Origin of the sequence: Paracoccus aerodenitrificans (assembly GCF_027913215.1) — a bacterium.
Classification (GTDB): domain Bacteria; phylum Pseudomonadota; class Alphaproteobacteria; order Rhodobacterales; family Rhodobacteraceae; genus Paracoccus; species Paracoccus aerodenitrificans.
The window spans coordinates 2914422-2940569 of sequence record NZ_CP115784.1; the positions used below are offsets into that span (position 1 = coordinate 2914422).

At 57.9% G+C, this 26148-nt stretch carries 15 protein-coding genes and 2 pseudogenes; 8 read left to right on the forward strand and 9 right to left on the reverse strand.

Annotation, left to right across the window (positions count from 1 at the left end; all coding sequences use genetic code 11):
- The first annotated feature begins 7 nt into the window (after window positions 1–7).
- Window positions 8–1663 (forward strand): energy-dependent translational throttle protein EttA, encoded by a 1656-nt coding sequence (gene ettA / locus PAE61_RS15705; RefSeq protein WP_271113287.1) that lies wholly within the window; start codon window positions 8–10, stop codon window positions 1661–1663.
- Window positions 1664–1938: 275 nt separating this feature from the next.
- Here ettA and PAE61_RS15710 read toward each other — a convergent pair whose 3' ends face one another.
- The gene (locus tag PAE61_RS15710; protein WP_271113288.1) at window positions 1939–2418 is read right to left on the reverse strand and encodes an Lrp/AsnC family transcriptional regulator; all 480 of its coding nucleotides are present in this window, start codon (window positions 2416–2418) and stop codon (window positions 1939–1941) included.
- Between the two features lie 118 nt (window positions 2419–2536).
- Between PAE61_RS15710 and PAE61_RS15715 the strand changes: the two genes are divergently transcribed.
- From PAE61_RS15715 to PAE61_RS15735, 5 genes and pseudogenes are all read left to right on the forward strand, one after another.
- On the forward strand, window positions 2537–2839 hold the full coding sequence (locus PAE61_RS15715) for a DUF2849 domain-containing protein (protein ID WP_271113289.1): 303 nt from the start codon (window positions 2537–2539) through the stop codon (window positions 2837–2839).
- Window positions 2839–4503: a nitrite/sulfite reductase gene (locus tag PAE61_RS15720; RefSeq protein WP_271113290.1), complete on the forward strand. Its 1665-nt coding sequence runs from the start codon at window positions 2839–2841 to the stop codon at window positions 4501–4503. Before PAE61_RS15715 ends, PAE61_RS15720 begins: the two co-directional genes overlap by 1 nt.
- Before the next feature lies 1 nt (window position 4504).
- A pseudogene (locus PAE61_RS15725) lies at window positions 4505–5233 on the forward strand (phosphoadenylyl-sulfate reductase); the annotation flags it as partial.
- 39 nt (window positions 5234–5272) lie between these two features.
- Window positions 5273–5659, forward strand: coding sequence for a DUF934 domain-containing protein (locus PAE61_RS15730; protein ID WP_271115173.1), 387 nt, complete (start codon window positions 5273–5275; stop codon window positions 5657–5659).
- A gap of 82 nt (window positions 5660–5741) precedes the next feature.
- Entirely contained in the window at window positions 5742–6710 is a 969-nt protein-coding gene (locus PAE61_RS15735; RefSeq protein ID WP_271113291.1) for an NAD(P)H-dependent flavin oxidoreductase, read from the forward strand.
- 65 nt (window positions 6711–6775) lie between these two features.
- On the opposite strand, the gene PAE61_RS15740 is transcribed toward PAE61_RS15735, so the two are convergent.
- The 3 genes from PAE61_RS15740 to PAE61_RS15750 all read right to left on the reverse strand — a co-directional run bounded on the left by PAE61_RS15740 (window position 6776) and on the right by PAE61_RS15750 (window position 11865).
- Window positions 6776–9904 (reverse strand): efflux RND transporter permease subunit, encoded by a 3129-nt coding sequence (locus PAE61_RS15740; protein WP_271113292.1) that lies wholly within the window; start codon window positions 9902–9904, stop codon window positions 6776–6778.
- A 29-nt stretch (window positions 9905–9933) separates the two neighbouring features.
- A complete protein-coding gene (locus PAE61_RS15745) occupies window positions 9934–11232 on the reverse strand; it encodes an efflux RND transporter periplasmic adaptor subunit (RefSeq protein WP_434803083.1) in 1299 nt (432 codons plus the stop codon).
- A 171-nt stretch (window positions 11233–11403) separates the two neighbouring features.
- Window positions 11404–11865, reverse strand: a complete 462-nt coding sequence (locus PAE61_RS15750; protein ID WP_271113294.1) for an Lrp/AsnC family transcriptional regulator — start codon at window positions 11863–11865, stop codon at window positions 11404–11406.
- 163 nt (window positions 11866–12028) lie between these two features.
- On the opposite strand from PAE61_RS15750, the gene PAE61_RS17655 reads away from it, so the two are divergent.
- On the forward strand, window positions 12029–12412 hold the full coding sequence (locus tag PAE61_RS17655; RefSeq protein WP_434803084.1) for a hypothetical protein: 384 nt from the start codon (window positions 12029–12031) through the stop codon (window positions 12410–12412).
- A gap of 435 nt (window positions 12413–12847) precedes the next feature.
- Window positions 12848–16285: a glycosyltransferase gene (locus PAE61_RS15760; protein ID WP_271113295.1), complete on the forward strand. Its 3438-nt coding sequence runs from the start codon at window positions 12848–12850 to the stop codon at window positions 16283–16285.
- 90 nt (window positions 16286–16375) lie between these two features.
- Here PAE61_RS15760 and PAE61_RS15765 read toward each other — a convergent pair.
- The 5 genes and pseudogenes from PAE61_RS15765 to PAE61_RS15785 form a co-directional block, all read right to left on the reverse strand.
- Window positions 16376–17290: pseudogene (locus tag PAE61_RS15765) on the reverse strand (polysaccharide pyruvyl transferase family protein); the annotation flags it as partial.
- Window positions 17291–17586: 296 nt separating this feature from the next.
- Window positions 17587–19425, reverse strand: a complete 1839-nt coding sequence (locus tag PAE61_RS15770; protein WP_271113296.1) for a class I SAM-dependent methyltransferase — start codon at window positions 19423–19425, stop codon at window positions 17587–17589.
- Between the two features lie 138 nt (window positions 19426–19563).
- Window positions 19564–20832, reverse strand: coding sequence for a glycosyltransferase family protein (locus PAE61_RS15775; RefSeq protein ID WP_271113297.1), 1269 nt, complete (start codon window positions 20830–20832; stop codon window positions 19564–19566).
- A 142-nt stretch (window positions 20833–20974) separates the two neighbouring features.
- Complete coding sequence (locus tag PAE61_RS15780; protein ID WP_271113298.1) at window positions 20975–24235, reverse strand: glycosyltransferase family 2 protein; 3261 nt, start codon at window positions 24233–24235, stop codon at window positions 20975–20977.
- Window positions 24236–24658: 423 nt separating this feature from the next.
- Complete coding sequence (locus PAE61_RS15785; protein WP_271113299.1) at window positions 24659–25972, reverse strand: amidohydrolase; 1314 nt, start codon at window positions 25970–25972, stop codon at window positions 24659–24661.
- Window positions 25973–26148 lie beyond the last annotated feature (176 nt).

Consider the following 26148-nt stretch of genomic DNA (forward strand, 5'->3'; position numbering starts at 1 on the left):
GCGCCCGATGGCAGCCTATGAATTTGTCTATCACATGGACGGCGTGTCCAAGACCTATCCCGGCGGCAAGAAGGTCTTTGAAAATATCCGCCTGAACTTCTTGCCCGGCGTCAAGATCGGCGTCGTGGGCGTGAACGGCGCGGGTAAGTCCACACTGCTGAAGATCATGGCCGGGATGGACAAGGATTTTTCGGGCGAGGCCTGGGCCGCGAAGGGCGCGAAGGTCGGCTATCTGCCGCAGGAGCCGCAGCTTGATGAAACGCTGAATGTCCGTGAAAACGTCATGCTGGGTGTCGCGGAAAAGAAAGCCAAGCTGGACCGCTTCAACGAACTGGTAATGAACTACTCGGACGAAACCGCCGAGGAAATGGCGAAGCTTCAGGACGAAATCGACGCCGAGAACCTGTGGGATCTGGACAGCCAGATAGACGTCGCGATGGAGGCGCTGCGCTGCCCGCCCGACGACGCAGATGTATCCACGCTTTCAGGCGGCGAACGCCGCCGCGTGGCGCTGTGCAAGCTGCTGCTGGAAGCGCCCGATATGCTGCTGCTGGACGAACCGACCAACCACCTGGACGCGGAAACCATCGCCTGGCTGCAAAAGCACCTGATCGAATATCCCGGCACGATTCTGGTCGTGACCCATGACCGCTATTTCCTCGACGATATCACCGGCTGGATCCTCGAACTGGATCGCGGGCGCGGCATTCCGTACGAGGGCAATTATTCTTCCTGGCTGGAACAGAAGGCCAAGCGGCTGGAACAGGAAGCGCGTGAGGACAAGGCCAAACAGAAAACTCTGGAACGCGAGCTTGAATGGATCCGCGCCGGTGCCAAGGCCCGTCAGGCCAAGCAGAAGGCCCGGATCAACGCCTATAACGAGATGGCGTCGAAATCCGAGCGTGAAAAACTGTCCCGCGCCCAGATCATCATCCCGAATGGCGAACGCCTCGGGTCCAAGGTGATCGAGGTCGAGGGGCTGAAAAAGGCAATGGGCGACAAGCTTCTGATCGAGGATCTGTCGTTCTCCCTGCCCCCCGGCGGCATTGTCGGCGTGATCGGCCCGAACGGCGCCGGTAAGTCCACACTGTTCCGCATGCTGACCGGGCAGGAAAAGCCCGATTCCGGCGAAATCACCTATGGCGACACGGTGGAACTATCCTATGTCGACCAGTCCCGCGATGCACTTGGCGGCGACAAGACCGTATGGGAGGAAATCTCTGGCGGGGCCGAGCATATCGAACTGGGCGATGTGTCGATGAACTCCCGCGCCTATGCCTCGGCCTTCAACTTCAAGGGCGGCGACCAGCAGAAGAAGGTCGGCCAGCTTTCGGGCGGTGAACGCAATCGCGTCCACATGGCCAAACTGCTGAAATCCGGCGGTAACGTGCTGCTGCTTGACGAACCGACCAACGATCTGGACGTAGAAACCCTGCAGGCGCTGGAAGCCGCACTTGACGATTTCGCCGGCTGCGCGGTGATCATCAGCCACGACCGCTTCTTCCTCGACCGCCTGTGCACCCATATCCTCGCCTTCGAAGGCGATGCGCATGTCGAATGGTTCGAGGGTAACTTTGAGGATTACGAGGCCGACAAGATCAAACGGCTGGGTACGGATGCGGTGGAACCGAAGCGGGTGAAGTACAAGAAATTCACGCGGTAAGGTTGGTGGATCCGTAACACGTCCGGCTTGGAGGTCGCCAAGAGATCGTTTCTGCTCTCACGGAACAAGAATGAGTACCAACTCTGAGGGTTGGTTACCTGATACTGTTTTGTGCATTTCCGAAGAATTGCGTCTTACGGATCTGTATCGTAGCGCACAACGCTATGGCTTGGCCCTCAATCCGCTCTTGGTGCTCCGGTATCTCCAAGGCTCCAACATATGCAGATACAATCTCTCTTCACCAAGACCCTTCCAATTCTCACCAACAAAACCCCCTAAACCGGCAACAAAGTCGTTGACTTAAGTTCCTCCATCGACAGCAAAGCGGTCACGTTGAAGATCTTCACCTCGGCGATCAGGGCCTGATAGAAGGCGTCGTAGGCGCGGGCGTCGGAGACGCGCAGCTTGACGATATAGTCGATCTCACCCGCCAGACGATGTGCTTCCAGCACCTCGGGCCGGGCCTGCAGCGCCGCAAGAAAGCGCTGCTGCCAGCCGGCCTCATGCTCGCTGGTGCGGATCAGGACGAAGAAGCAGGTCCCCAGCCCAACCGCATCGGGGTCGAGGATCACCGTCTGGCGACGGATGACTCCGGCATCTTTCAGCTTGCGGATCCGGTTCCAGACCGGTGTTTTCGACGACCCGACCTTGCGGGCGATATCGTCCAGCGACTGGCTGGCATCGTCCTGCAACTCGGTCAGGATTTTCCGGTCAAGCGCATCAAGGCGGAGTTTCTTTTCGCTGGGCTCGCTCATGGCGGGTGTTGATCCTCTCTGGCTACTATATTGGAACAGTATTCCTTATTGTCGGCAGATACTAGCGAATACGTAGGAAAATATCCCATATTAAGGCAGCAAGAAACGGAGATTCGCAATGGCGCGCAAATTTGAGCCAGTCGTCATTTCAGCCAACGACCTGTTTGACGGTCGTGTCATCTATCTGACCGGCCAGAATGAATGGGTCTCGCACCTGCGTCAGGCAGAGCTGATTACCGATGAAGAACAGGCCAAGCACCGTATGGCTCATGCAATGGCGCTTTCGGATCGTGCGGTCGGCGTGTTTCTGGCACCCGCCCGCGCCGGCGAGAACGGCCCGGAACCCGGCCACCCGCGTGAAGCATTCCGCGCCAACGGGCCTTCCAATTATTTCCACGGCAAGCAGGCAGAGGACGCGTGATGTATCATCATTCCGAATTCGACCGGGCCTTCGTCGTCGACCGCGCTCAGCGGTTTCGCGATCAGGTAAACCGCCGCATTTCCGGTGCGCTGACTGAAGAAGAGTTCCGCCCGCTGCGCCTGATGAATGGCGTCTATCTTCAGCTTCATGCCTATATGCTGCGGATCGCGATACCCTATGGCTCGATCAGCCCCGACCAGATGCGTCGGCTGGCCCATATCGCGGATCGGTGGGACAAGGGTTACGGGCATTTCACCACCCGCCAGAATATCCAGTTCAACTGGCCCAAGCTGGTGGATATCCCGGATATGCTGGATTCGCTGGCCGAGGTGGGGATGCATGCCATCCAGACCTCGGGCAACACGATCCGCAATGTGACCGCCGACCATTTCTCGGGCGCGGCGGCGGATGAGATTGCCGATCCCCGCCCCTATGCCGAGCTGATCCGGCAATGGTCCACCGACCACCCGGAATTCCAGTTCCTGCCGCGGAAGTTCAAGATTGCCGTCTCGGGCAGTCCGAATGATCGCGCCGTGGTCAAATCGCATGATATCGGGCTGCGCATGATCCGTCAGGACGGCGAGATCGGTTTCGAGGTCTCGGTCGGTGGCGGTCTGGGCCGTACTCCGCTGGTGGGCAAGGTCGTTCGCGACTTCCTGCCGGTGCGCGATCTGCTGCCCTATCTGGAGGCGATCCTTTCGGCCTATAACTCGGTCGGACGGCGCGACAATAAATACAAGGCACGGCTGAAGATTGCGGTGCAGGAACTGGGCATCGAGCATATCCGCGAGTTGGTCGAGGCTCGTTTTGCCGAGATCCGCCCGCTTTTCGACGGCTCAGACCAAGAAGTTCTGGAACGAATCTCGCAGCAATTCGCCGCGCCCGCGCTTCAGGATGACCGCAGCACCGCCGATTACGATGCGGCACGCGATGCCGATCCGGTCTTCCGGTCATGGGCCGATACGAATCTGCACGAGCATCGTCATCCAGATTACGCTATCGTCACCGTTTCGCTGAAGAAACACGGGGCCACTCCGGGTGACGCAACCTCGGAGCAGATGCGCGTTCTTGCCGATCTGGCCGAGAAATACGGAATTGGCGATTTGCGGATCAGCCATGAGCAGAATGTGGTTCTGCCCTATGTGCACCGCGCCGATCTGGCTGCGCTTCACGCGGCCCTGCGCGAGGCGGATCTGGCCACGGCGAATATCGGGCTGATCAGCGACATCATCGCTTGCCCAGGGCTGGATTACTGCGCACTTGCGACAGCCCGCTCGATCCCGATCGCTCAGCAGATTGCCGAGCGTTTCGACGAGCTGAAGCTGGAGCATGAAATCGGCGAGATGAAGATCAAGATTTCCGGCTGCATCAATGCCTGCGGGCACCACCATGTCGGCCATATCGGGATTCTCGGTCTGGACCGCGCGGGTGTCGAAAACTATCAGGTGACGCTTGGTGGCGACGGCACCGAAACAATGGCCGTTGGCGAACGCGCGGGCCCCGGCTTCTCGAAGGATGAGATAATCCCGGCGATTGAACGTCTGGTCCAGGGTTATCTGGCGGTCCGTGAGGATGCGTCCGAGACCTTCCTGCAGGCCTATCGCCGGCTTGGCCCGGACCCGTTCAAGGCGGCCCTTTATCCCGCCGAACAAAAGGCGGCCTGATATGGCGCAGGTGCAGACAATTCCCACACGCCCGGCGCGGGTGGCGGCGCTGAACAAGCGCTATCGCCACCGCGCGGCCATTCAGGTTCTGCGCGATGCCCTGTCCGATCCAGAACTGGGACGGGTGGCGATGGTCTCGTCCTTCGGGGCGGATTCGGTAGCGTTGCTGCATATGATCTCGCTGATCGACCGCGACACGCCGGTGCTGTTCGTTGATACGCAGATGCTGTTTCCCGAAACGCTCGCCTATCAGGCCGAGGTTGCATCAAAGCTTGGTCTGACCGATGTGCGCACGATCCGGGCGACGCCCGCTGCGATTGCGGCGGCTGATCCGGATGGCGATCTGAACCAGACCAACCCGGATGCGTGCTGCGATCTGCGCAAGACAGTGCCGCTGAACAAGGCGCTTTCCGGGTTCGATAGCTGGGTCACCGGGCGCAAACGGTTTCAGGCCGCAAGCCGCGCCGATATCGAGTTCTTCGAGGAAGACCCCGCCGGTCCGCGCATCAAGATCAACCCGCTGGCGCACTGGACAGCTCAGGATGTCGCCGACTATATCGCCAATAACAACCTGCCGCGTCATCCGCTGATTTCGAAAGGTTACCCCTCTATCGGCTGCATGCCCTGCACCAGCCCGGTGAAAGAGGGCGAGGACGCCCGCGCAGGCCGCTGGCGCGGTCAGGAAAAAACAGAATGTGGGATTCATTTCGTGAACGGTAAGCTACAACGCATCGCCCCGGCAGAGGCAGCGCCAGCCGCTTTCGAACCTGTGGACGGCCAGCCGGTCATCGTCCGCGAGACAGGCTTCGGGCCGGATGATTTCGACGGCGAGATCCTCGATCTGGCGCAGGATACCAATCTGGACGAGGCGAATGTCAATTTCCGCGAGGCGGCCATGATCCGCATCGCATTCCCAAGCTTTTCGGACGGGCGCGGTTTTACTCTGGCGCGGCGTCTGCGCGTGGCCGGCTATAAGGGCCGGTTGCGGGCGGCTGGCCATGTCATCTCGGACCAGTTCCCGATGGCGCGGCGCTCTGGCTTCGATGAGGTGGAAATCGACGCGGCACTGGCCCGCCGTCAGCCCTGGGAGCACTGGAAAGACGCGTCCGACGTGGCGCCGTCCTATCTGAACCGTCTGGGACGCCGCGCCTCATAGGCGCGGCTGCTCCGCGACGTCACGCTTGCCGGGCTGCGGCCTGCTGGCAATGATGGGCCAAACCGGTTGAGGAGAGCCCATCATGTCATTGCCGCCAATCCTTTCGAAACTGCGCATTCCCGTCATCGGCTCGCCGATGTTCATCGTCTCGGGACCGGACCTTGTCATCGCTCAGTGCAAGGCGGGGATTGTCGGCAGTTTTCCCGCCCTGAACGCGCGTGAAAAGGATGGCGAGCCGATCCTGCTGGAAGCATGGCTGACCCGCATCACCGAAGAGCTTGACCGGCATAATCAGGAAAACCCCGATAATCCGGCGGCCCCCTTCGCCGTGAACCAGATCGTGCACCGCTCGAATGCCCGACTTGAGCGCGACATAGAGATCTGCGTCAAGCACAAGGTGCCGCTGTGGATCACCTCGCTTGGCGCACGCCCCGAGGTGAATGAGGCCGCCCATTCCGTCGGTGGCGTGGTGTTTCACGATATCATCAATAACCGCTTTGCCCGCAAGGCCATCGAAAAGGGCGCGGATGGGCTGATCGCGGTCGCGGCAGGCGCGGGTGGTCACGCCGGGATGCAGTCGCCTTTCGCGCTGATTCAGGAAATCCGGCAATGGTTCGACGGCCCGCTAGCGCTGTCAGGCTCCATCGCGACAGGCCGTGCCGTGCTGGCTGCGCAGGCGATGGGCGCGGATCTGGCCTATATCGGCAGCCCCTTCATCGCCACGGAAGAGGCGAATGCCGTTCCCGACTACAAGCAGATGATCTGCGAGTCAGGTGCCGAGGATATCGTCTATTCCTCGCTGTTCACCGGGGTTCACGGCAATTATCTGAAAGGCTCGGTCCGCAATGCCGGGCTGGACCCGGAGCAGTTGGAACATGCCGATGCCAGCACGATGAATTTTGGTGAGGGTTCCAGTAAGCCAAAAGCATGGAGCGCGATCTGGGGATCGGGTCAGGGAATCGGAGCCATCACCGAAATACAACCCGCTGCTTCTTATATCGACCGTCTTGCAAGGGAATATGGCGACGCAAGGCAAACGCTTCTCGGCTGAACCGCTGGCAGGTCTGCAATGAAAAAGGGTGCGCTTCGGCGCACCCTTCGTTTTATCAGACCCGATCAGGCCCGTGTCGCTTCGGCCTCTGGCTCATCGTCGAACTTGTCCTTACGACCAAGCAGTCTGCGCATCAGCACATAGAAGAGCGGCGCGAACAGAATGCCGAACACCGTCGCCATGATCGTACCGCCCAACACCGTCGAGCCGATGGCGTTTCGACCACTGGCCCCTGCCCCGGTCGACAGAACCAGCGGGGTAACGCCCAGTGAGAACGCAATCGAGGTCATGATGATCGGGCGGAAACGCTGACGGGCTGCCTCAACCACGGCGCGGAACAGAGGTACGCCGGCCACGGATTGCTCCCGTGCGAATTCGACGATCAGAATCGCGTTCTTACCTGTCAGACCGATCACTGTCAGCAGGCCGACCTGGAAGAACACGCCATTATCGAACCCGCCCAGATTGGCCCCGATCAGGGCGCCCAGAACACCGATCGGCATGACCAGAATGACAGCCAGCGGAATCGACCAGCTTTCATACAGCGCCGCAAGGCACAGGAACACCGCCGCCAGCGACAAGGCATAAAGCAGCATGGTCTGATCGCCCGATTCACGTTCCTCAAGCGAGAGACCCGTCCAGGCAACGTCGAAGCCGGGCGGAAGCTGTCCGGCAAGACGCTCAACCTCGGCCATTGCGTCGCCCGAGCTGACGCCCGGCACCGGGCTGCCCTGAATCTGCATGGCGGGGATACCGTTATAGCGGTTCAGGCCCTGCGGCCCGAAGGTCCATTCACCCTCGGCAAAGTTGGCGAATGGCACCAGCCCGCCTGCAGAGTTCCGGACCCGCCATTTCTCCAGATCCGTGGGAACGGACCGGCTGTCGGCCTGACCCTGAACATAGACGCGCTTGATGCGGCCCCGGTCGATAAAGTCGTTCACATAGGAGCCTGTCCAAGCCACCTGCAACAGATTGGCGACATCCGTCGCGCTGACCCCCATCGCACCGGCCTTGCGCCAGTCGATATTCAGACGGAACTGGCTGGCATCCTCCAGCCCGCTCGGGCGGGTCTGGGTCAGCAGCGGGCTTTGCGCGGCCATACCCAGCATCTGGTTCCTTGCCTCCAGCAATTGCTCATGCGTCTGACCGCCGCGCGCCTGCAAATAGAAGTCAAAGCCGGACGCGTTCCCCAGCTCGATCACCGCCGGAGGAACGACCGGGAAAACCGTCGCATCTCGGATCTGGCTGAGAGCGCCGAAGGCACGGCCTGCGACGGCCTGCACGGAAAGCGCGGGGTCCACGCGTTCTTCCCAATCCTTCAGCCGGACGAACGCCATACCGACATTCTGCCCCTGCCCCGAGAAGCTGAACCCGACCACGCTGAACATCGAATCAACCGCCTCTGATTCCTCGTTCAGGAAGTAATCCTGTACCTGATCGACAACGGCCTGCGTCCGTTCGGTCGTCGCGCCGGTCGGAGCCTGAATCAGCACGAACATGATGCCCTGATCTTCCTCGGGCAGAAAGCCCTGAGGAGTGCGCAGGAACAGCAGCGCCATCACCGTACCCATGCCGATATAGACCAGCAGCACGCGCAGTGGGCGGCGCACCAGCCAGCCAACAAGCCCGGTATAGCCACGCGTCGTGGAATCGAAGCCGCGGTTGAACAGACCGAAGAAACCACGCTTTTTGCCGTGAGACTGCTTCAGCATCGAGGCGCAAAGTGCCGGGGTCAGCGTCAGCGCGACGACCACCGACAGGGCCATTGCCGACACAATCGTGATCGCGAATTGCTGATAGATAACGCCTGTCGAACCACCGAAGAAGGCCATCGGCACGAACACCGCCGACAGAACCAGAGCGATCCCGATCAGAGCACCGGTAATCTGGCCCATTGATTTCCGGGTCGCCTCTCGCGGCTCAAGCCCTTCTTCCTCCATGATCCGTTCGACGTTTTCCACCACCACGATAGCGTCATCGACCAGCAGACCGATGGCCAGCACCATCGCGAGCATGGTCAGCGTGTTAATGGTAAACCCGAACGCAGCCATGATCCCGAATGTCCCCAGAAGAACAATCGGCACGGCCAGCGTCGGAATCAGCGTCGCCCGCCAGTTTTGCAGGAAGATATACATCACGATGAAGACCAGAACGATGGCCTCGATCAGTGTCTTGATCACCTCTTCAATCGAGATCTCGACAAAAGGAGAGGTATCGAACGGAATGACATATTCCACGCCTTCAGGGAAGAACTCGGCGAACTCATTCATGCGTTCCTTGACGCGTTCCGCCGTATCAAGCGCATTCGCACCCGGAGACAGGCTGAGCGCCATACCGGACGAAGGCCGTCCGTTATATTCTGCCTCCGCCACATAGGATTCGGCACCGATTTCAACCTCGGCAACGTCCTGCAACAACACGAGACCGCCGTTTTCCTCGGCCCGCAGAACGATCTGGCGGAACTCTTCGGGGGTGGATAGAAGCGATTGCGCGGTAACCGTGGCGTTCAGTTGCTGGCCATCCATTGTCGGACGCGTCCCGAACGCACCAGCGGAAATCTGGGTGTTCTGCGCCGAAACCGCCGTCACGACATCGGATGGCGTCAGCTCATATGCGGCCAGTTTCGACGGATCCAGCCAGATCCGCATGGCGTATTGCGCCCCGAAGACCTGAACGCTGCCGATGCCCTCAACCCGGCTGAGATCGTCCACAAGGTTGGAAACCATGTAGTCGGCAAGATCGGCCTCGTCATATTCTTCATTGCCGATCAGACCGATCACCATCAGGAAGCCGGACGCCGCCTTTTCGACGGTCACACCCTGACGCTGGACCTCCTCCGGCAGAAGCGGAGTGGCCTGAGACAGCTTGTTCTGGACCTGAACCTGCGCAATATCTTCATCCGTGCCGGTCTCGAAGGTCATGGTGGTCGAGGACGACCCTGCCGAGGTCGAGCTGGACGACATATAACGCAGCCCATCCAGACCCGTCATCTGCTGTTCGATCAACTGAGTAACCGTATTCGAAACGGTCTCCGCCGACGCGCCGGGATAGGTCGCGCGGACCGTGACCGAAGGCGGAGCGATCTGCGGATATTGTGCCACAGGCAGGGACAGGATCGACAAAACGCCGATCCCCATGATGATAATCGAGATGACCCATGCGAAAACAGGGCGGTCAATAAAAAAACGGGCCATAATCTGCTTTCCGTTCGATCCGGTCCGGCCTAGTTGCCGCCGTCGGTTTCGCTGGCTTCACCAGCCTCTGTGCCTTGCTGAGTTTCCTGAGATGCAGCGTCCGCTTCCGTCGCCTGAGCGCCAGCCGGTTCACCTTCTGCTTCGGCAGCAACCTCGCTGACTTCGGTGCCTTCCTGAGGCGCTGCCTCAGCGGCGGGATCTGCCTGCGGTTCCTCGGGCGCGACCGTCATGCCGGGGCTGATATACTGGAACCCGGCAATGACCATTCTTTCGCCAGCCGCAAGCCCATCGCGCACAACCCAGGTGTTGCCGTGATCCTGAATGATATCCAGCATACGTTCTTCGACGACATTCTCGTCATTGACCACATATGCGATCGGGCGTCCCCGGCGATCACGAATCACGCCCTGCTGCGGCGCAAGAATGACATCTTCAAGCTGAGCCTGCGGAAGATCCGCCAGAACATACATGCCCGGCAAAAGCATCCCGTCGGGATTCGCGAAATCCATCCGCAGCGTAACTACGCCGGTGGTTTCATCGACATAAGGTTCTGCCGCAGTCAGTGAGCCAGTATGTTCGTACTCGGTCCCGTCGGCAAGCTGAAGCGTCACGGTCGATTCACGCTCACCCGGACGACCGCGCCCCTCATTCTGACGCTGCCAGCGGACGATTTCCGCTGCGGATTGTGTCACATCGACCTGAACCGGATCAATCGTGCGGATAACGGCCAGAGGCGTTTGCTGGCTTGCCGTCACGAGGGCACCCCGTGAGGTCTGAGCAAGACCGATCACCCCATCCAGCGGAGCAGTGATCGTGGTGCGATCAAGATCAATACGAGCCGAATCAAGCGCTGCCTGCGCCGCCTGAACGGCAGCAAGCGCCGCATCGCGTTCGGCAATCGCGGTATCCTGATTCTGCTCACTCGCAACGCGCCGGTCGCGCAGTTCGGCGACACGTTCGGCCTCGCGCTCGGCGGCTTCGGCGGTTGCCCGTGCCTGAGCAAGCGCGGCCTCGGCCTGTGCGACAGCGGCCTCATAGCTTCGCGCGTCGATACGATACAGCGGATCGCCTTCCGAAACGACGCTGCCTTCGCTGAACAGGCGCTCGATGATGATTCCGTTGACCTGAGGCCGAAGCTCTGCCTCAGCCGATGCCGCAACGCGGCCCGGAAGCGAGGATGAGAGCATCACATCCTCTGCCGTCAGCGTGACGACGGTGACAGCGGGCGGAGGTGGCGCCTCGCCCCCTTGATCCTGGGCCATTGCCGCCCCGGAAACCAGCAAAAAGCCGAAAGATGCGTGCCGCGCAACGGACAGAATTCGCTTCATTATTCAACAACCAGAACCCGAAAGGTGGAATATAATCGCTGCCAGGTCGGTCGCCGGCAGTGAAAAAGTCTGCTCACACGAACAGGCTCATAAAAGACAAATCCGGGATTTTCAATGCGACTTCTGACATTGTCCCCATTCTGTGAACATACCGCCCTAACTCTGACCCGTTCAGATTTCGGTCCAGCTCTGCTCGACCACAGCCTCCATCGCGACATAGCTTGTCGTCGCGTGGATATAGGGCAGCTCGGAAATCTTCTCAGCCATCAACTGCCGGAAATGCGTCATATCGCGCGAGCGCACCTTCAGAAGATAGTCGAACCCGCCCGCAATCATATAGCATTCCTCAATCTCGGAAATCGCACGAACGGCGGCATTGAATTGCTCCAGAGCCTTCTGCCGCGTATCGGTCAGACGCGCCTCGATATAGGTCACATGGGTCAGGCCAAGCTTCAGCGGCGAGAGGATCGCGCGATAGCCGTTGATCAGCCCTATTTCCTCCATCTGTCTGATCCGTTGCGCAACCGGGGTCTTGGACAGGCCGACCTTACGCGCCAGCTCGCTGATCGGAATCCGTGCGTCCGCAACCAGCTCTGACAGGATCCTGCGATTTGTGGCGTCCAGCTCTTTCATCGGGGGCTCGCTTCGAAAAGGGACAGTAAAGTAAATGCGTTTGCTCGCGCGATTTGCAACATAGCCGCGTGATTGATGCTCGTCTCTATCGGCGCCAACGTTTTCCGCATTACGTGATTGCCCAACCGCCTGGCTGTACTTCCCTTTTCCCCTGACCCTGTGGATGGTTGAGGATCTGCTGGCCGACCCCGGCATCATCGTTTCGCACCAGACGGTGCGGGCCTGGGCCGAGAAGTTTGGGCGGAGGTTCGCAAACGCGACCCGTCAGCGGTCGGCGGGAAATCTCGGTGATAAATGGCATCTGGATGAAGTCGTCTTGATGATTGGTGGCCGAAAAAACTGGCTCTGGCGAGCGGTGGATCAGGGAGTGGAGATCACGCCAAACATTGGTCAAAAACCGCTAATATTATGGCTCTTTTGCGACAGATCTGATTGCGGAACATCGTCGCAGGCGCGAGATCTTTATAAAACCTGTTCCGACTCGCTCTCTCAATTAGAGGCGAACTCAACTGTGGGCAGAGCAAGATTAGGAATCTCGATTTCATGAATCTCGATCAGGCAAGTAACAACTTTATCACCGCGCTCAAGGGGCGCCTATTGCTAAGAAGAAGCATCCAGTTCGTATGTAAGCTCTTGTGTGGCGAAAGCCGCGCTCACCCGCTTCTACGAGTATATTCTAGAAGAGGCCTTCAACAGGGCAGAGATATCGAATTGCTGAGCAAGTCAGCCTTGTCCCAGCAGGACAATCTGCAACTGAATAGCCAGAATGCAACTGGACGCATCACAAGTCATGACTTGTCGTAAAAACGTCTTGAAAACAAAATAGGCAGTTACTACACATCATTTTAGCATAAGAAAATTCTTGAGGGCGCCTTTTTACTTCCGGTAGACAAATTGCGGTTCCGCCCTCCCTGTGTTAGCCGCTCTCCGAAAACAACAGAAAGATACTTCCGTGGATTTCGCTCTGACAAATAAGCTTCATATGAGAAAGCCAAAAGAGAGCGATATTGCGCTCCTGGCAAGATCGGAGCTTTTTGACGCGACGTGGTATGCGAAGAAACACCCCGACGTATCGCTGTCAGGCCTTCATCCCGAGCAGCACTACCTGTTCGTCGGTGCAATCCTGCTACGCGATCCATCGCCCGGGTTCTCGACCGAGTTCTATCTGCAGGACAACCCTGACGTCCTTAATGCCGGCATGAACCCGCTGATCCATTATCTACGATTTGGTATGTCCGAGGGCCGCAAGCGGTTGCCGGAAGGCGCGAACGCCGACTCCCGCAGCAAGGTTGAAAGCGTCGGGAAGAAGCCCTGGATATCGAAGCTGCGGCACGGCGCATTCCTCGACAGCGTTCTTGCGGGCGGCAAGACCAATCCGGAAACGATAACCACCGAGCAAACCCGGCTTGCACGCCGCGCAATCGGGGACAAGCCGCCGCGGATCTCTGTCATCATGCCGGCCTGGAATCGTGAAACAGTCGTGTCGCGGGCGCTCTCCAGCGCATTTGAACAGTCGCTTCCTCCGGCAGAGGTTATTCTTGTCGATGACGGTTCGGAAGACAAAACGGTCGAGGTTGTGCGCCGTGATTTCGCCAAACAGATCAGCGATGGTGTGCTGCGTATCATCGAGGCCGATCATGGCGGCGTCAGTGCTGCCCGCAATCACGGACTGGCCGCCGCAACCAGCGAGCTGATCGCCTATCTCGACAGCGATAATCGCTGGCACAGTGACTATCTGCTGTTCATGGCTGCTGTTTTCGCGGAATGCGATACTGTCTCGACAGCCTATTGCGGGCTGTCGATGAACGACACGGAAACGGGTACGTTCGACAAACGCGGACGGCCCTGGGACCGTCAGCGCCTGATCGGAAACAACTATATCGACCTGAACGTGTTCATGCACCGTCGGGCATTGTACGATCAGTATGGCGGATTTGACACCAACCTGTCGCGGCTCGTCGACTGGGATCTCATCACCCGCTATACGCGCCTTTACGAACCGGTCTATCTGCCGCTGATCGGTGTCGAGTATTTCCTCGATAAAGGCGCCCTCGGCAACATTACCCGAACCGTACCGCTGAATGAGAACAAGGGCGCACTTCTGGCCAAGAACCGGACCGAAAGGCTGCGCCACGGACTTGAGACGCTGCGCCTTGCCTATGTCTTGTGGGACTGGCCCGCACTCAGCCAGACCTTTGTTCTTGAAGAAATCCGCTGGCTGGTTCGGCAAGGCCATGATGTGAAGGTTTACTACCGGATTGAGCCTGACCGTTCCGCGGTTCTGGATTTCGAGATCGAGGCCCATCACGTCGAGAATCCGACCCAGCTTGCGGATCTTCTGAAGGCGCATGACCGCAATCAGATCCACGCGCATTTCGCCTATCCCTGCACGACGAATCTGGCCTGGCCTGCCGCGCAGAAGGCCGAGATTCCGTTCACCTTCTTCGCCCATGCTGTCGATATCTTCCATGAGAACAACGTAAAGCGGAACCGGATTGCAGAAGTCGTGGCCGATCCGCTGTGTCAGCGTCTGTTCGTACATGGCGATTATCATCGCCGGTTCCTCGAACCTCTCGGCGTGCCCACATCGAAGATCGCATATAATTTCCAGGCCGTCGATCTGAATGAATTCGGTCTGGATGAACCGATCAGGCCAATCACGCCGAAAGGCCCCTTGCGGGGAATGTTTATCGGCCGCTTCGTTGAAAAGAAGGGGCTGCCTGTCCTGCTTGACGCTGCGGCACAGCTTGGCCCGGATGAGGTCCAGTTCGATCTTTATGGCTATGGTCGCGATGAGGACGCCGTCCGGGAACAAGCCGCGCGGCTGAATTTGCGGAACGTGGCATTCCACGGCCCTCTTGATGGCAGGGAGTCGGTCGTTGCAGCGATGAAGAACGTCGATTTTCTGGTCGTTCCAAGTGTCGTCGCGGCAAATGGCGACACAGAGGGCTTTCCGACCGTCATCCTGGAAGCGATGGCCTTGGGCCTGCCGGTTGTGACCAGTGACGTTTCCTCTGTTCCGGATTTCCTGGATGATGAGATCACCGCAATCGTAACCCGTCAGGGCAGCGCGTCATCACTGTCCGACGGGATTCGCCGGCTGGCGAAAATGTCGCCTCCCAGACTTGCTGCCATGCAGGGCCGCGCACGCGAGTTCCTGCGCGAGAGGATCGGTACACCGCTGACGATGCGGACCTATCTGGATACCTGGCTGGACGCCCGGATCGAGATCATGCTGGTGACATATGACACACCGGAATATCGCGATATCGAACATACCCGCGAAATCATCCGCCGGATCCGCGAGCATACGACGACTCCGTATACGCTTTCTGTCATCGACAACGGCTCGGATCAGCAATTCCTTAACATGCTGCGCGAGCAGGCGGCGGAAATGCCGAATATGCGCCTGATGGAACTTCAGACAAACCGCTTCTGCGGGGGCGCAACAAATATCGCGCTTGCGGCAAGCGATGCCGTATATGCAATCTATATCTGCTCCAAAGAGGGCTTTGTTCAGCGGCATGGCTGGGAGCGACCGCTGATAAAATCAATGCGTGAGAACTCTTACGCGGATATGGGCGGCTATTTCTGCCACATGCCCAAATTCACGCTTGGAGAGGAACTGAACGGCCACCCCGCCTTCGATAAGTTCCGCAATCGGAACTTTGTCGACAAGCATCCGCGCCAGCCGTTCAGGCATGTGCAAGGTGGAATCTATATTCTGCATCGTGATTCGGTCGACGCGGATGCGGGCTTTTCCTATGAGCTTCCACAGGGCAATACGGATGTGGAATTCAGCTATTTCATGGAAAGTTCGCAGCGTAATCTGGTACCGCTCGATGCGATTGCCTCGCTGACCGTCAAGACACGGCCAATGCTGTCGGCGGTTATTGACGAAAAAACCAGCATCGCGCATCCGCTGACCCGTGAAAGCGCCGCCGAGTTGTCGAAGAAAATGGCCGAGCGAAACGCCTCGCATTGCAATATCTGCGACGCCTGGAACCAGATTGATGATAAGGGTCAATGCGCTTCCTGTGGTAGCGATGGAGTCGGCCGGAAACTGTATCAGCGACTTGCACATGATTGGCGCGGGTTCAGAAATGGCCGTGCTCTTGTCATTGGCAGCGACAAGGCTCTGTCAAAAGCATTGGCAAAGCCGATGTTTGACGTATCGGGCGATGAATCGGGCAATCCCTTCTCCCTTATCGCCAGCCCGCGAGAGCTGACGCCCCAGGAAATCCGCCAAATGGTAGACCGGCTTGCACCGGGCGGGTTGCTGATCTGGCCTGCGGCGAATGACCACGGCATGGATGATATTGCGGACCAGCCCGGGCTTGAACGTGCCAGCACCGACCGGTGCAGCCGCCTGTTAAGAAGCGACTGGCGTCCCCTGCAAGAGATTGCTCGCGCAAGCTGACAGCAACATCCGGCGGTTCCGCCTTATGGAGCCGCTGGATGTCAGACAATCTTTGCTTAGGCAATCTCGGCGTAAGATCGACGCGACAGTTCAGAGATTGTGACGCAGGCCGTTTTCTTCAAAGAACCGGACATAACGTGCGCGATACTCAGGCAGTCCGACGGTGAGCTTGTTTGTATCCACTTTGTCGTACAGCGCATTGAAATCAATCGTATCAGGATCGACCTCGTCCGCGGGAACAGAGGGAATTCCCATGATCTCTGCCATCTCACGGGTTCGGCTGTCATGTACGATCAGCAAGGTTGGCGTGCCAGCGATCAGCGCGGCAATCGTCCCGTGAAGCCGTGTGCTGACGACAAAATCCATTCCCTTCAGATAATCCAGCCACTCGGGGACATTGAAGAAGACCTTCATCTTTTCGGTTACAGCCGATGCTATCCGATCAATATCCGCTTCGTAGTATTTCTCCAGAAACTCTATCCAGTCGGAGCGGATGTCGTCGTATCTTCCCCCTGACAACAATATATTGATATCCGGGATCTCCGCCTGAGCGATAAAATCCAGAGGACGGTCCAGCATCATCTGGGACAGCTTACGTGACAGCGTATGTGTGATCTGCTTTGCGCTCAGCAGCTTTTCGTTTGGAGCCCCGCGCGAACCCGCAATGGCAATACACTGAGGGCTGCTCTGAGGCTTGTCGATATTGTTGTCCGAAGCCACCAACAGCGAAGGGCAACCAGTGATTTCAACATTATCAATGCCTACCGATTTCAGAACCTCGGCTGTGAACGGACCACGCGCTGCGATCTTGCTGGAGCGATGAGACACGACATCCAGCATTCGCTTTGTGCCTTCCTGCAACTCCGGAGCTGCCCCGAAACTTCCCGCCTGAGCACCAAGGCCGATCAGAAAACAAGGCAATCCGATCTTGTCAAGCTTGTCGGCAAGAGCGCCGAAATCTGATCGCGGCTGCAGCCAGTTCGCAGCGGCAATGACGACACAATCATGCTCTGCAGCGACCTTCGCCGCATCGAAATCTTCAACTCGCTGAGCCCGGACTGTATCGGATACTTATCCCAACACACGGTGAAGGGCAGATGCAAACATCATATTCCGGTATTGAGTCCGACTTTCAGCATCTTATCATGCGCTGAGAGCCTGCCGCTTTCAGGCGGAAAGATCCCCAGAGTTGGGCTATAAAAGAACGGATTTACATAGTCAGGCAATGATTGGCCTCATGGAGCTCGGATTTTGCTCCAATAGAAACAAACTGATGGAGCGTCTCAGGTTATAGAGACGCCTTACTTGAAGATTTTACTTATGTCACGCGGAAGGCGTTTTTCCGCGGCTCCGTACAGAACATAATGCCTTACGGGCGAGATGCCCGCTTCTTTTACATCGGGATTATGCTTCAGATACCAGTCGGCATCGACAATATTTTCTTCCTCAGCCCGTTTGAGCAGAGCCCGCGTGCCGGGAGAAAGCGCAAGGCTCGTCCTTGAAGGGTGATCAGGGGCAAAGACCCTGATCAACTCGGCTGCATTCTGAATGGTCTCCCTGATCCGCTTCTGCGCCTCGGCTTGGGATTTAAGAATCTCATCAGATTTACGCTTACTCTCGACTGTCAGATCACTGCTCTTGCGCGATGCGCTCTCGGCGAGACTTTCATGCGCAGCCTGCAATTCCAGAAGCCGGTGCGTCAGCGCCCCAATCTCTGACTGAAGGCGGGCAGTTTGACCTTCGGCCGACTGTACCAGGGCATCGCGTTTGGTGATCTCTGCGTCTCTGCCCTCACGAAGCTTCTTCAGTTCGGCATCTCGCTTGCGGATCTCATCATCATGGCGCTTCCGAAGAGCAGCGATTTCGGTCGTAGAGCTATTGCGCAACGATGCAAGCTCAGACCGCAATTCGATACCTTCAGCCTTTCTGGAATGCTCCACGGCATCACGTCGGAAGATTTCCTCGGCGTGAGTCTGGCGAAGCTCATCCAGCTCGGAGACATAGTTTGCAACCTCATCGCTGAGGCGTTTTGTCAAAGCCGCAAGCTCACTTGATGAAAGATCCTTCTGGGTCTTGATTTCTGCAGAATGCCGGCGCGTCAGTTCATCAATTGCGGCAGCGTACTGCTTTGACAGATCATCAATCTTCTCATTCAACGAGACGTTTTGCACCGTCACTTCCTCGGATTTTTTCCGATGTCCGGCCATCTCGTCGCGGAGCGCCGATAGGGCTGCCCCATGACGCTCTTTCCGTGCGGCATGCGCCTCTTGCAGGGCGGTCAGACGACCTTGTAGCGTCTTGATCCGTTCACGTTCCTTGCTGATAATGGATTCCAGCCGTGCGGTTTCGGCGGAGAGGTTATCCAAAGCATATCTGTCGCGACAATCCTCGCCCAAGCGGGCGAATATCTTACGGATATCGCGTGACTTTTCAGGAGTTCCGGCAGCGGTCAGAAAATCCCGGATTTCGTCGGGAAGATCATTGCCGATCCCGACAACAGCCAGCCCATGCCCGTGCAGGAATTCGAAGATCGGATAGTCGCTGCGCAGTTCCTCAACGAAACGGAAAACACCGAAATCCCGCTCACGCACATTCGTGTCATGCATCAACACGATACCGCGATCGGACAGTTTCGGAAGCCAGGATTGGAAATCGCTGCGAACCGCCTCATAGCTGTGGCAGCCATCGATATGCAGCAGATCGATACTGCCGTCGGTAAAATATGGAAGAGCGTCCTGGAACGTACTTCGGACAAGCGTCGAGAAGCCGCTGAAATTGGCGTGATTATAGGCCTTTACGGTGTCATAGACCTCATTTCCGTAAAACCCTGCATGTTCGTCGCCTTGCCATGTATCGACCGAATAGCAGGCCGTATCCGTACTGAATCTGGCAACCGCCTGACAGAAGCCGAAATAGGATGTCCCCAGATGCGTACCAAGTTCGACAAGCGAGCGCGGGCGCAAGGCCTGAATGATCCAGAATGCAAAAGGAAGATGCTCGGTCCAGGCAGACTTCGCATTATAATCGGGCCGCATAAGAAACGCAGTGCTCTGATCCTTCGAGGGATATGAGGCTCCTGCAGGCAGCGCCAAGGCCGATCCGGTCAGTGATGAATTCACATCCTGCTTGTCTGTCGGCATTGTTCCCCCAATATAAATCGCCAATTTTCAGCACTTAGGCCAGATTTCGTATCGTAGCAAGTTTATGCGCGAAGCCTTGCCTGCGGACCATGCACGAAGCAAGGCATGGCAAAGGTTTTTGCCGGTTTTTCTGCCCTGTCACAGCCGCCTCCGCGCCATGATACGTCTTATCATATGCAGCATTTCCGCCGCCCGGTGATCCATTGTATGGGCATTATGTACGATTTCCTGCGCGCGTTTCGCCCTTTCCTGCCAAAATTGCGGCTCTGCCAGGCAATCTGCAAACTTTGTGCGAAAATCGGATGCATCCGAAGCGACGGCTATATTGTCACCAAAAACCTCTGACAGCCCTGCGACGTTATCGGTAAGTATCGGAGATGCAACCGCAGATCCATCGAACAGCCTGTTCGACAGAAATCCGCTTTCCCGCATTGTCTCCCAATGATCGTTAAGAAGCAGCGCATAGCGGCTGTAGAGATCAGGCAGATCGGCGTTCCGGACATAGCTTGCGCGAAGGATCTGTGGAGGCACGACACCCTCCCAGCCACCGCCATAAAGATCAAAGGGCAGTTTCGAGCTCAGCCCCCATTTCACCATCGTCCGGTATTCACGGCGGGAACTGCCAAGGAAAAGCCCGCGCTGCAAACGCTTCCGCACCCGTGCATCGCGGCGAAAAACGGTGGCATCGGTCGCCTGATGCAGACAGGACAGGTTGCCCAGACCCTGATCGGCAAGCTTGCTGCTGAAAATATCCGAGGCAATATAGACGTGATCATACCGCGAATATTCATCCGGCTTTACGCGGTCAGGGTGCGAAATCATCCACATGATATTGATGGCCCGGGGGCTCAGCTTAACAGGCTGACGGCCTCTCAGAACCAGCACCACATCCTCATCCGACGGTTGGATATACCATTTATCCGCTGTATCGACGACCGCTCTGGCCCCATTTCGCTCCAATGCGGCGGCAAGCGAAATTGCATAATGATAATCGCCCCATTGCTGCGCCTCCCTGATCTCCGGCGCGGCGATTTTTATGCGTATCGCCAGATCGAGCGAGCGGTCATATGCAGGCCGGATACCCGCGAAAGCCTCTGCCGGTGAAAAAGTGATGCGGCCGGCGTCCAGCACGTGATCCGACCCGGCAATACCCAGGGTAAGTCCCGTTCTGCGACCAGTGCCGGTAATATCCGGCGGAAGAACCATGACGAAACGGCCACCCTCCGCGGGCCTTGCGATGGCCCTTGCGACCACACGGTCATGGGCGACAGCGATGACCGTCAGATCCCGCTGCCGGTTCATCTCATCCCTTGCGTCTCCAAGGATCACGCCGCCGAGTACGGATGTCACCCTGCCGGACCATCCGCCACGGCGGATATGAACCACCCGGCCAACAGGGCTTACCATGTCAAACCGTGCGGGGGGATCCGAGACACGAAACCGCCCCTCAGTAGCCGCTGGAGCGGTCTCCAGTTCGGTGCCGCCACTCAAACGCAAAACAGGACGCTGCGCTGAGATCAGGATACCGTCAATCAGCAGTGGAACGGGTTCAGACGTTTGCATCATCATCCGAAACCAGTTCAGTCACCAGCCGATCAGAGGCTGCCCGAAGGCAAAGATGCAATAACCTTTCAGCGAACAGCGCCTGGTGATCGGCAACGGCATGACAATGCCGCGCCTGCTCGCGCATCTTGGATTTTGCTTTGGCGCCCGTTTGCAGACTGCTCAACACCGCTTCCGCCACGTGCTCGGGTTCCGTATCGGACAGGAGTTGAGCCGCACCGGCATTGATCCACTCTTCGGCGAAGCCGTCGGTTCTGAGAGAGATATCCCCGACCGTCAGAAGCGGCACCCCCTGCGATTGGCACGCAGCAAGGATCGCCCTTGAAAGCGCGGAAAGCCGTTCAGGTTCGGACACCGAGACAATCAGCGAAATCCCGGATATCTCCGGCGCGATTCCCCGCATGTCGGGCTGAACTTTCCGTGGCCCATTGCCGCTAAAGAACTGCCATCCTTCATCTCCAAGCGGTGGCACGAGAACCTCAATTCCGCCTTCGGAGACCGCCTCAGCGAATGGCAGAAAATCGCTGCCATCCTCTGCGAGCAAAAGAACACGGCGACCGACATTGACAATATTCGGAAGGCGAAGTGGCACCGGACCCGTCGAAAACAGAATGCGCCGATCGTCGAGATTCCGGAACTGGCCGCCTTCGACGCTGGCCTCTATGAAATAGGTAAGGCCACCGAAATAACCCTCTCCCGATCCGGGCGCAGCACCAACGCAGAGAACCGGCCGGGTCGACGCCATGTCCCCCAACTCGGCGGCGGGGTTCAGCAGCGCCTCGGCATCTGCGCGGTGCACTGCCAGTTGATCCGATTGCTCTGGATGGACCGGCGCGTCCTTTGGCAGGACCAGATCTGTCGGCGTGACCTCAGATGCCGCTTCGGAAAGGGCTGTGGCAAGCAGCAGATCGCGGGGGCGGAAATTCCCGTCGCCATTGGGAACTGGCAAGACTGTAAGCGGTGGCACCGGCTCTTTACCGGAGCGCAATTGCACGTGATCCCCGGACAGTCGGTCGCGGGTCTTCGATAGCACGACCGACCTCGCATTCGAGCGCATTTCAAGATGCGTCACCTGCCCCCAAGCAATATTGCGGCGATAGAACACACCAAGCCGGTTGACGAAAATCGGACGGAAAACCGAGGTATATCTCAGGACAAGATCCCAGTCCTGCAAACGCGGCAATTGTGAATCAAAACCATCCAGCCAGTCATACAACCTGCGGTGATGAACAAGACTGTTCAGGTCAACAAAGTTTCTTCCCGACAGGAATATCGGCCGGAAACTGCGCCGGGAGATACTGGTCAGCTTTACCGAGGCTCCGACCGTCTCAGTGTCGATGAACCCGCTGAACGCAATCTGGCTGCCCGGATTGCCCAATAATCTGCGGATCATCAGATCAAGGAAACCCGGATGCCAGATATTGTCACTGTCCAGATAGGCGATGAACTCGCCACGCGCATGCCGAAGCCCCTTGTTGCGCGCACCCGCACCATTCGATTTCAGAAACCTGTTATAGCGGATTCGCGGATCGTCGAAGCTTCGGACCACCTCGGCGGTGTGATCCGTCGATGCATCGTCGCAGATAATCAGCTCCCAGTTGGGATAGCTCTGGTCAAGAACGCTCTGGATCGCCTCACCGATCGTGTAGGCCCGGTTCCAGCTTGGCATGATAACCGACACCAGAGGCTCACGCAGCAGCGCAGTCGAAGCGATTTCTGCCATTAAGGCATTGTCGTCATCGGCAATCTCTTGGGATTGGTCCTGCTCAGCGATCAGCCGTGATACCCAGGCGGTATAAATGCAACCGGAACTCGACCGGTCCAGTGCGGCTGCGGGCGTCCGTCGTGGGGAGCGGGTCAGCGTCATCCTTTCAGTCAGATTATCCGGTACTGATGCCGGATCATCCGCAAGCACTGCCTGAAGCCGGGGCGGAAGATGGCTGAAGCCCGACAGAACATTCTCGCCGAGCGCGAGTTCCAGAGCAAACAGACATGGCAATTTGCCCTGCGCAACAAGATCCGCCAGCACAGGTGCCGCGTTGCGCATCGCATGTTCGTCGAATTGCGGGTTGGGTGAGACACCGCGACGGGCACCGCTTTGCCGATAAAGCCGGATAAGCTGTCTGATATCGTCTGTATCGGCAGCCTGCGGATCAGCCTGCCGATACCAATCCGGGTCAAACCTGAAATCCGGCTGTTCGCAGAACGCATCGAAAGCGGTCTGCGCAAGCTCAAGCGCCTCTGGTGACATCAGCCTGTCTTCCGGGAGAGCGGGCTGTGACTGCCGGATCAACACACCTGCCTGGCAGATAAACCCCGCGACGCGTTCACCCGCCACGGTTTCGAACACCAGTTCCCCGCCGTCCTCCGGCAGATCAAGCTCGATCCCATCGGGCAACGGGCGCTGATGAAGTTTCGCTCCCCCCATCCGGGCAACAAGCGCGGCATCCTGCTGGATCTCATTATGAGAAAAAACGCGGAACTGTGCATTACGCCCTGTCTGGCCTGTCAGTTCGACCGAGACCACCTGCGGCAGACAGGCAAAACTGACCGGAGAGCAATTCAGGTCAATTTCGGTATCGCCGAATCTGACAATCGCCTTGTGCTTCTTGCCATCTCGCAAATAGTGAGGCACGGGATAGGAAAACCCCGAAAGCACCCCACCGCCCAAACCCGGCACTTCGCGATCGAGTGGTACGATCACCTCACGATCCGCATCGAACCGCACGGTAACCCATGTAACCCTCGTCGCCCAACCAGAGATGGCTTGCTGATCTGGGTCGAAGAACGCGACGCCCTCATGTGAGGAGGACCGCTCGGCCGCGCGGTCTTTCGGCTCGATACCCTCAATTTTCAGAATATTTCCGTTAAGCTGCTGTTCGCTTCCCTTAACCCTGACTTCAAGCGTATGCGCATATCCGTTCTGAAGATAGCGAGGCAGCGCAATGTTGAAGCCGCTTTCCCGCGGACCGCGTCCAGCCGCCTCGACATCGGGTCGAGTCCCATTCGCAAGGAATTCAATTTCCGGATCACCGTCTATGAACACCGTCATTCGCAACGGTGGTCCGGAATCTGTCGCCCAGCCAACGAGCCGGGTCTTGTCGAACTTTTCTATCCGACCATCCAGCTCTGGTGGAACAGGCTCGGTCACGACATCTGAAGAGCCGTAATTCAGGTGGCTTGAATATCGCGAGCTCAGATCGGGGCTTTCTGCTGCCATATGTTCTGCCAGTTTCCTTATATTCATCGGTCGAATCCTGGAGCTCGGAAAGCAGCTTCTTTTTTATCAGCCTCTTCACTGACCGGGCTACAGCGCATCTCGCCCTGACATACTTTGGTCTGGCAATGAATGTACAGCGATCAGGCCAGATTCCGGGAAATGCTTCGGTGTTTCCGCCTATCGATCAAGCAGAATTGAGCGCCGAACACGATTCCGGATGAGCTGCCAGTGTCAGAAAAGGCGGGCTCTTACGAGAGGACAGAGGACGGAGAAACATCCTCATTATCTTTGGAAAGTATCGAAATCAGCTTTGGTCAATGCATTTTTTTTATGAAAGAAGATCCGTATCTGAAGGAGGCTATGCTCGATCAGATACGAAGATCTTCGCGTCCGTAGTGAAGGGGAACAGGGCATTCCCGTCCCTGTTCCCCTTCACTGTCAAAACAGACTTCATGAGTTCATGTTCATGTAATCCACCGTCAGCGTTACCAATGCGCGGACGCCCACCACCAGACTTGCTTCATCAATCCGGAAATTCGGCGAATGATTTGGGGCAACAGTCGCCGGGTCGGCATCGGCCGGTGTCGCACCCAGCATCATGAACAGGCCCGGTACTTCCTGCGCATAGAATGAGAAATCCTCGGAAGGCGTCAGTTTGCCGATTTCCAGAGGCGTTGCGCCCTCAACCTTGTTCAGAGAAGGAATCATGGCTGCGGTAAGGTCGGGATCGTTTACCGTCGTCGCGTAGGCGCCGGGGCTGAAGTTCAGAGCGGCAGAACCGCCGCTTGCTTCGGCAATATTTGTGGCCAGCGACGCCATGCGCTCTTTGATGAAACTGCGCATCTCTTCATCATAGGTGCGCACCGTGCCGGTCATCACGGCCTCGCCCGGTACGATATTATGACGGGTTCCGGCATCGAATGTCCCGACGGTCACCACGGCAGGCTGCTTAGTCAGGTCGATCTGTCGGCTGACGATGGTCTGGAACGCCGTCACGATCTGTGCGCCGATGACAATGGGATCGATCCCGGCCCACGGAACCGCACCATGTGTCTGCTTTCCGGTCACCGTCAGGTCATACGTATCCGACGACGCCAGAATCGGCCCGGACCGCCAGCCAATCGTGCCGGTCGGGATATCCGTCGCCATATGCAGCGCGAAGATCGCATCCGGCTTTGGCGCGTCGAACGCGCCCTCGGCCAGCATGGCACGCGCCCCCGCAAGCTCTGCATCCGGGATACCCTCTTCGGCGGGTTGGAAAATCAGCTTCACAGTGCCGTTCAATTGCTCGCGCATCCCCGCCAGCACCTCTGCCGCGCCCATCAGCATGGCGACATGAGCGTCATGTCCGCAGGCATGCATGACGCCGACCTCATTTCCGCCCCACTCGGTCGTTACGGTCGAGGCGAAGGGAAGGTCGGTCTGCTCGGCAACGGGAAGCGCATCCATATCGGCGCGGAGCGCGACGACCGGGCCGGGGCCTCCGCCCTCCAGCACAGCGACCACGCCAGTGACGCCGACATTCTCTGTGACCTCATAGCCGAGACCCCGCAAATGTTCCGCGACCAGAGCAGCGGTCCGGGTTTCCTGATTCCCGAGTTCCGGATTCTGGTGAATATCGCGTCGCCACTCGATCACCTTGTCTTCGATATTTCCCGACAATGTATTGATCTGTTCCGCATCCTGCGCGGCGACGGCACCCGCCAGAGTCAGGGCAATGGAACCGGCCAGTGCGGCGGTGATGCTCTTGTGATGAAAACGCATTGTTATCCTCTTGGATGTTAATTCATGTCGGCTTGCAAAGCGGTTAGCGAAAGCGGGCTACCGGTCAGATTGGTGCGCCAAGACCGATTTGACCAGACCGAATCAATGGATACGAACAACCCCGCCGATAGGCTGTGGCTGCCCTCTCCGGCATGTGGCAGGATCGGTAAGTCAGT

Bases quoted from the DNA above. Each gene is read 5' to 3' on its own strand.
- PAE61_RS17655 (WP_434803084.1), top strand. From the start codon at position 12,029: ATGGTTGAGGATCTGCTGGCCGACCCCGGCATCATCGTTTCGCACCAG.
- PAE61_RS15735 (WP_271113291.1), top strand. From the start codon at position 5,742: ATGTCATTGCCGCCAATCCTTTCGAAACTGCGCATTCCCGTCATCGGC.
- PAE61_RS15780 (WP_271113298.1), bottom strand. From the start codon at position 24,235: ATGAATATAAGGAAACTGGCAGAACATATGGCAGCAGAAAGCCCCGAT.
- PAE61_RS15775 (WP_271113297.1), bottom strand. From the start codon at position 20,832: ATGGTAAGCCCTGTTGGCCGGGTGGTTCATATCCGCCGTGGCGGATGG.
- PAE61_RS15710 (WP_271113288.1), bottom strand. From the start codon at position 2,418: ATGAGCGAGCCCAGCGAAAAGAAACTCCGCCTTGATGCGCTTGACCGG.
- PAE61_RS15785 (WP_271113299.1), bottom strand. From the start codon at position 25,972: ATGCGTTTTCATCACAAGAGCATCACCGCCGCACTGGCCGGTTCCATT.
- ettA (WP_271113287.1), top strand. From the start codon at position 8: ATGGCAGCCTATGAATTTGTCTATCACATGGACGGCGTGTCCAAGACC.
- PAE61_RS15720 (WP_271113290.1), top strand. From the start codon at position 2,839: ATGTATCATCATTCCGAATTCGACCGGGCCTTCGTCGTCGACCGCGCT.
- PAE61_RS15770 (WP_271113296.1), bottom strand. From the start codon at position 19,425: ATGCCGACAGACAAGCAGGATGTGAATTCATCACTGACCGGATCGGCC.
- PAE61_RS15760 (WP_271113295.1), top strand. From the start codon at position 12,848: ATGAGAAAGCCAAAAGAGAGCGATATTGCGCTCCTGGCAAGATCGGAG.
- PAE61_RS15745 (WP_434803083.1), bottom strand. From the start codon at position 11,232: ATGAAGCGAATTCTGTCCGTTGCGCGGCACGCATCTTTCGGCTTTTTG.
- PAE61_RS15715 (WP_271113289.1), top strand. From the start codon at position 2,537: ATGGCGCGCAAATTTGAGCCAGTCGTCATTTCAGCCAACGACCTGTTT.
- PAE61_RS15740 (WP_271113292.1), bottom strand. From the start codon at position 9,904: ATGGCCCGTTTTTTTATTGACCGCCCTGTTTTCGCATGGGTCATCTCG.
- PAE61_RS15750 (WP_271113294.1), bottom strand. From the start codon at position 11,865: ATGAAAGAGCTGGACGCCACAAATCGCAGGATCCTGTCAGAGCTGGTT.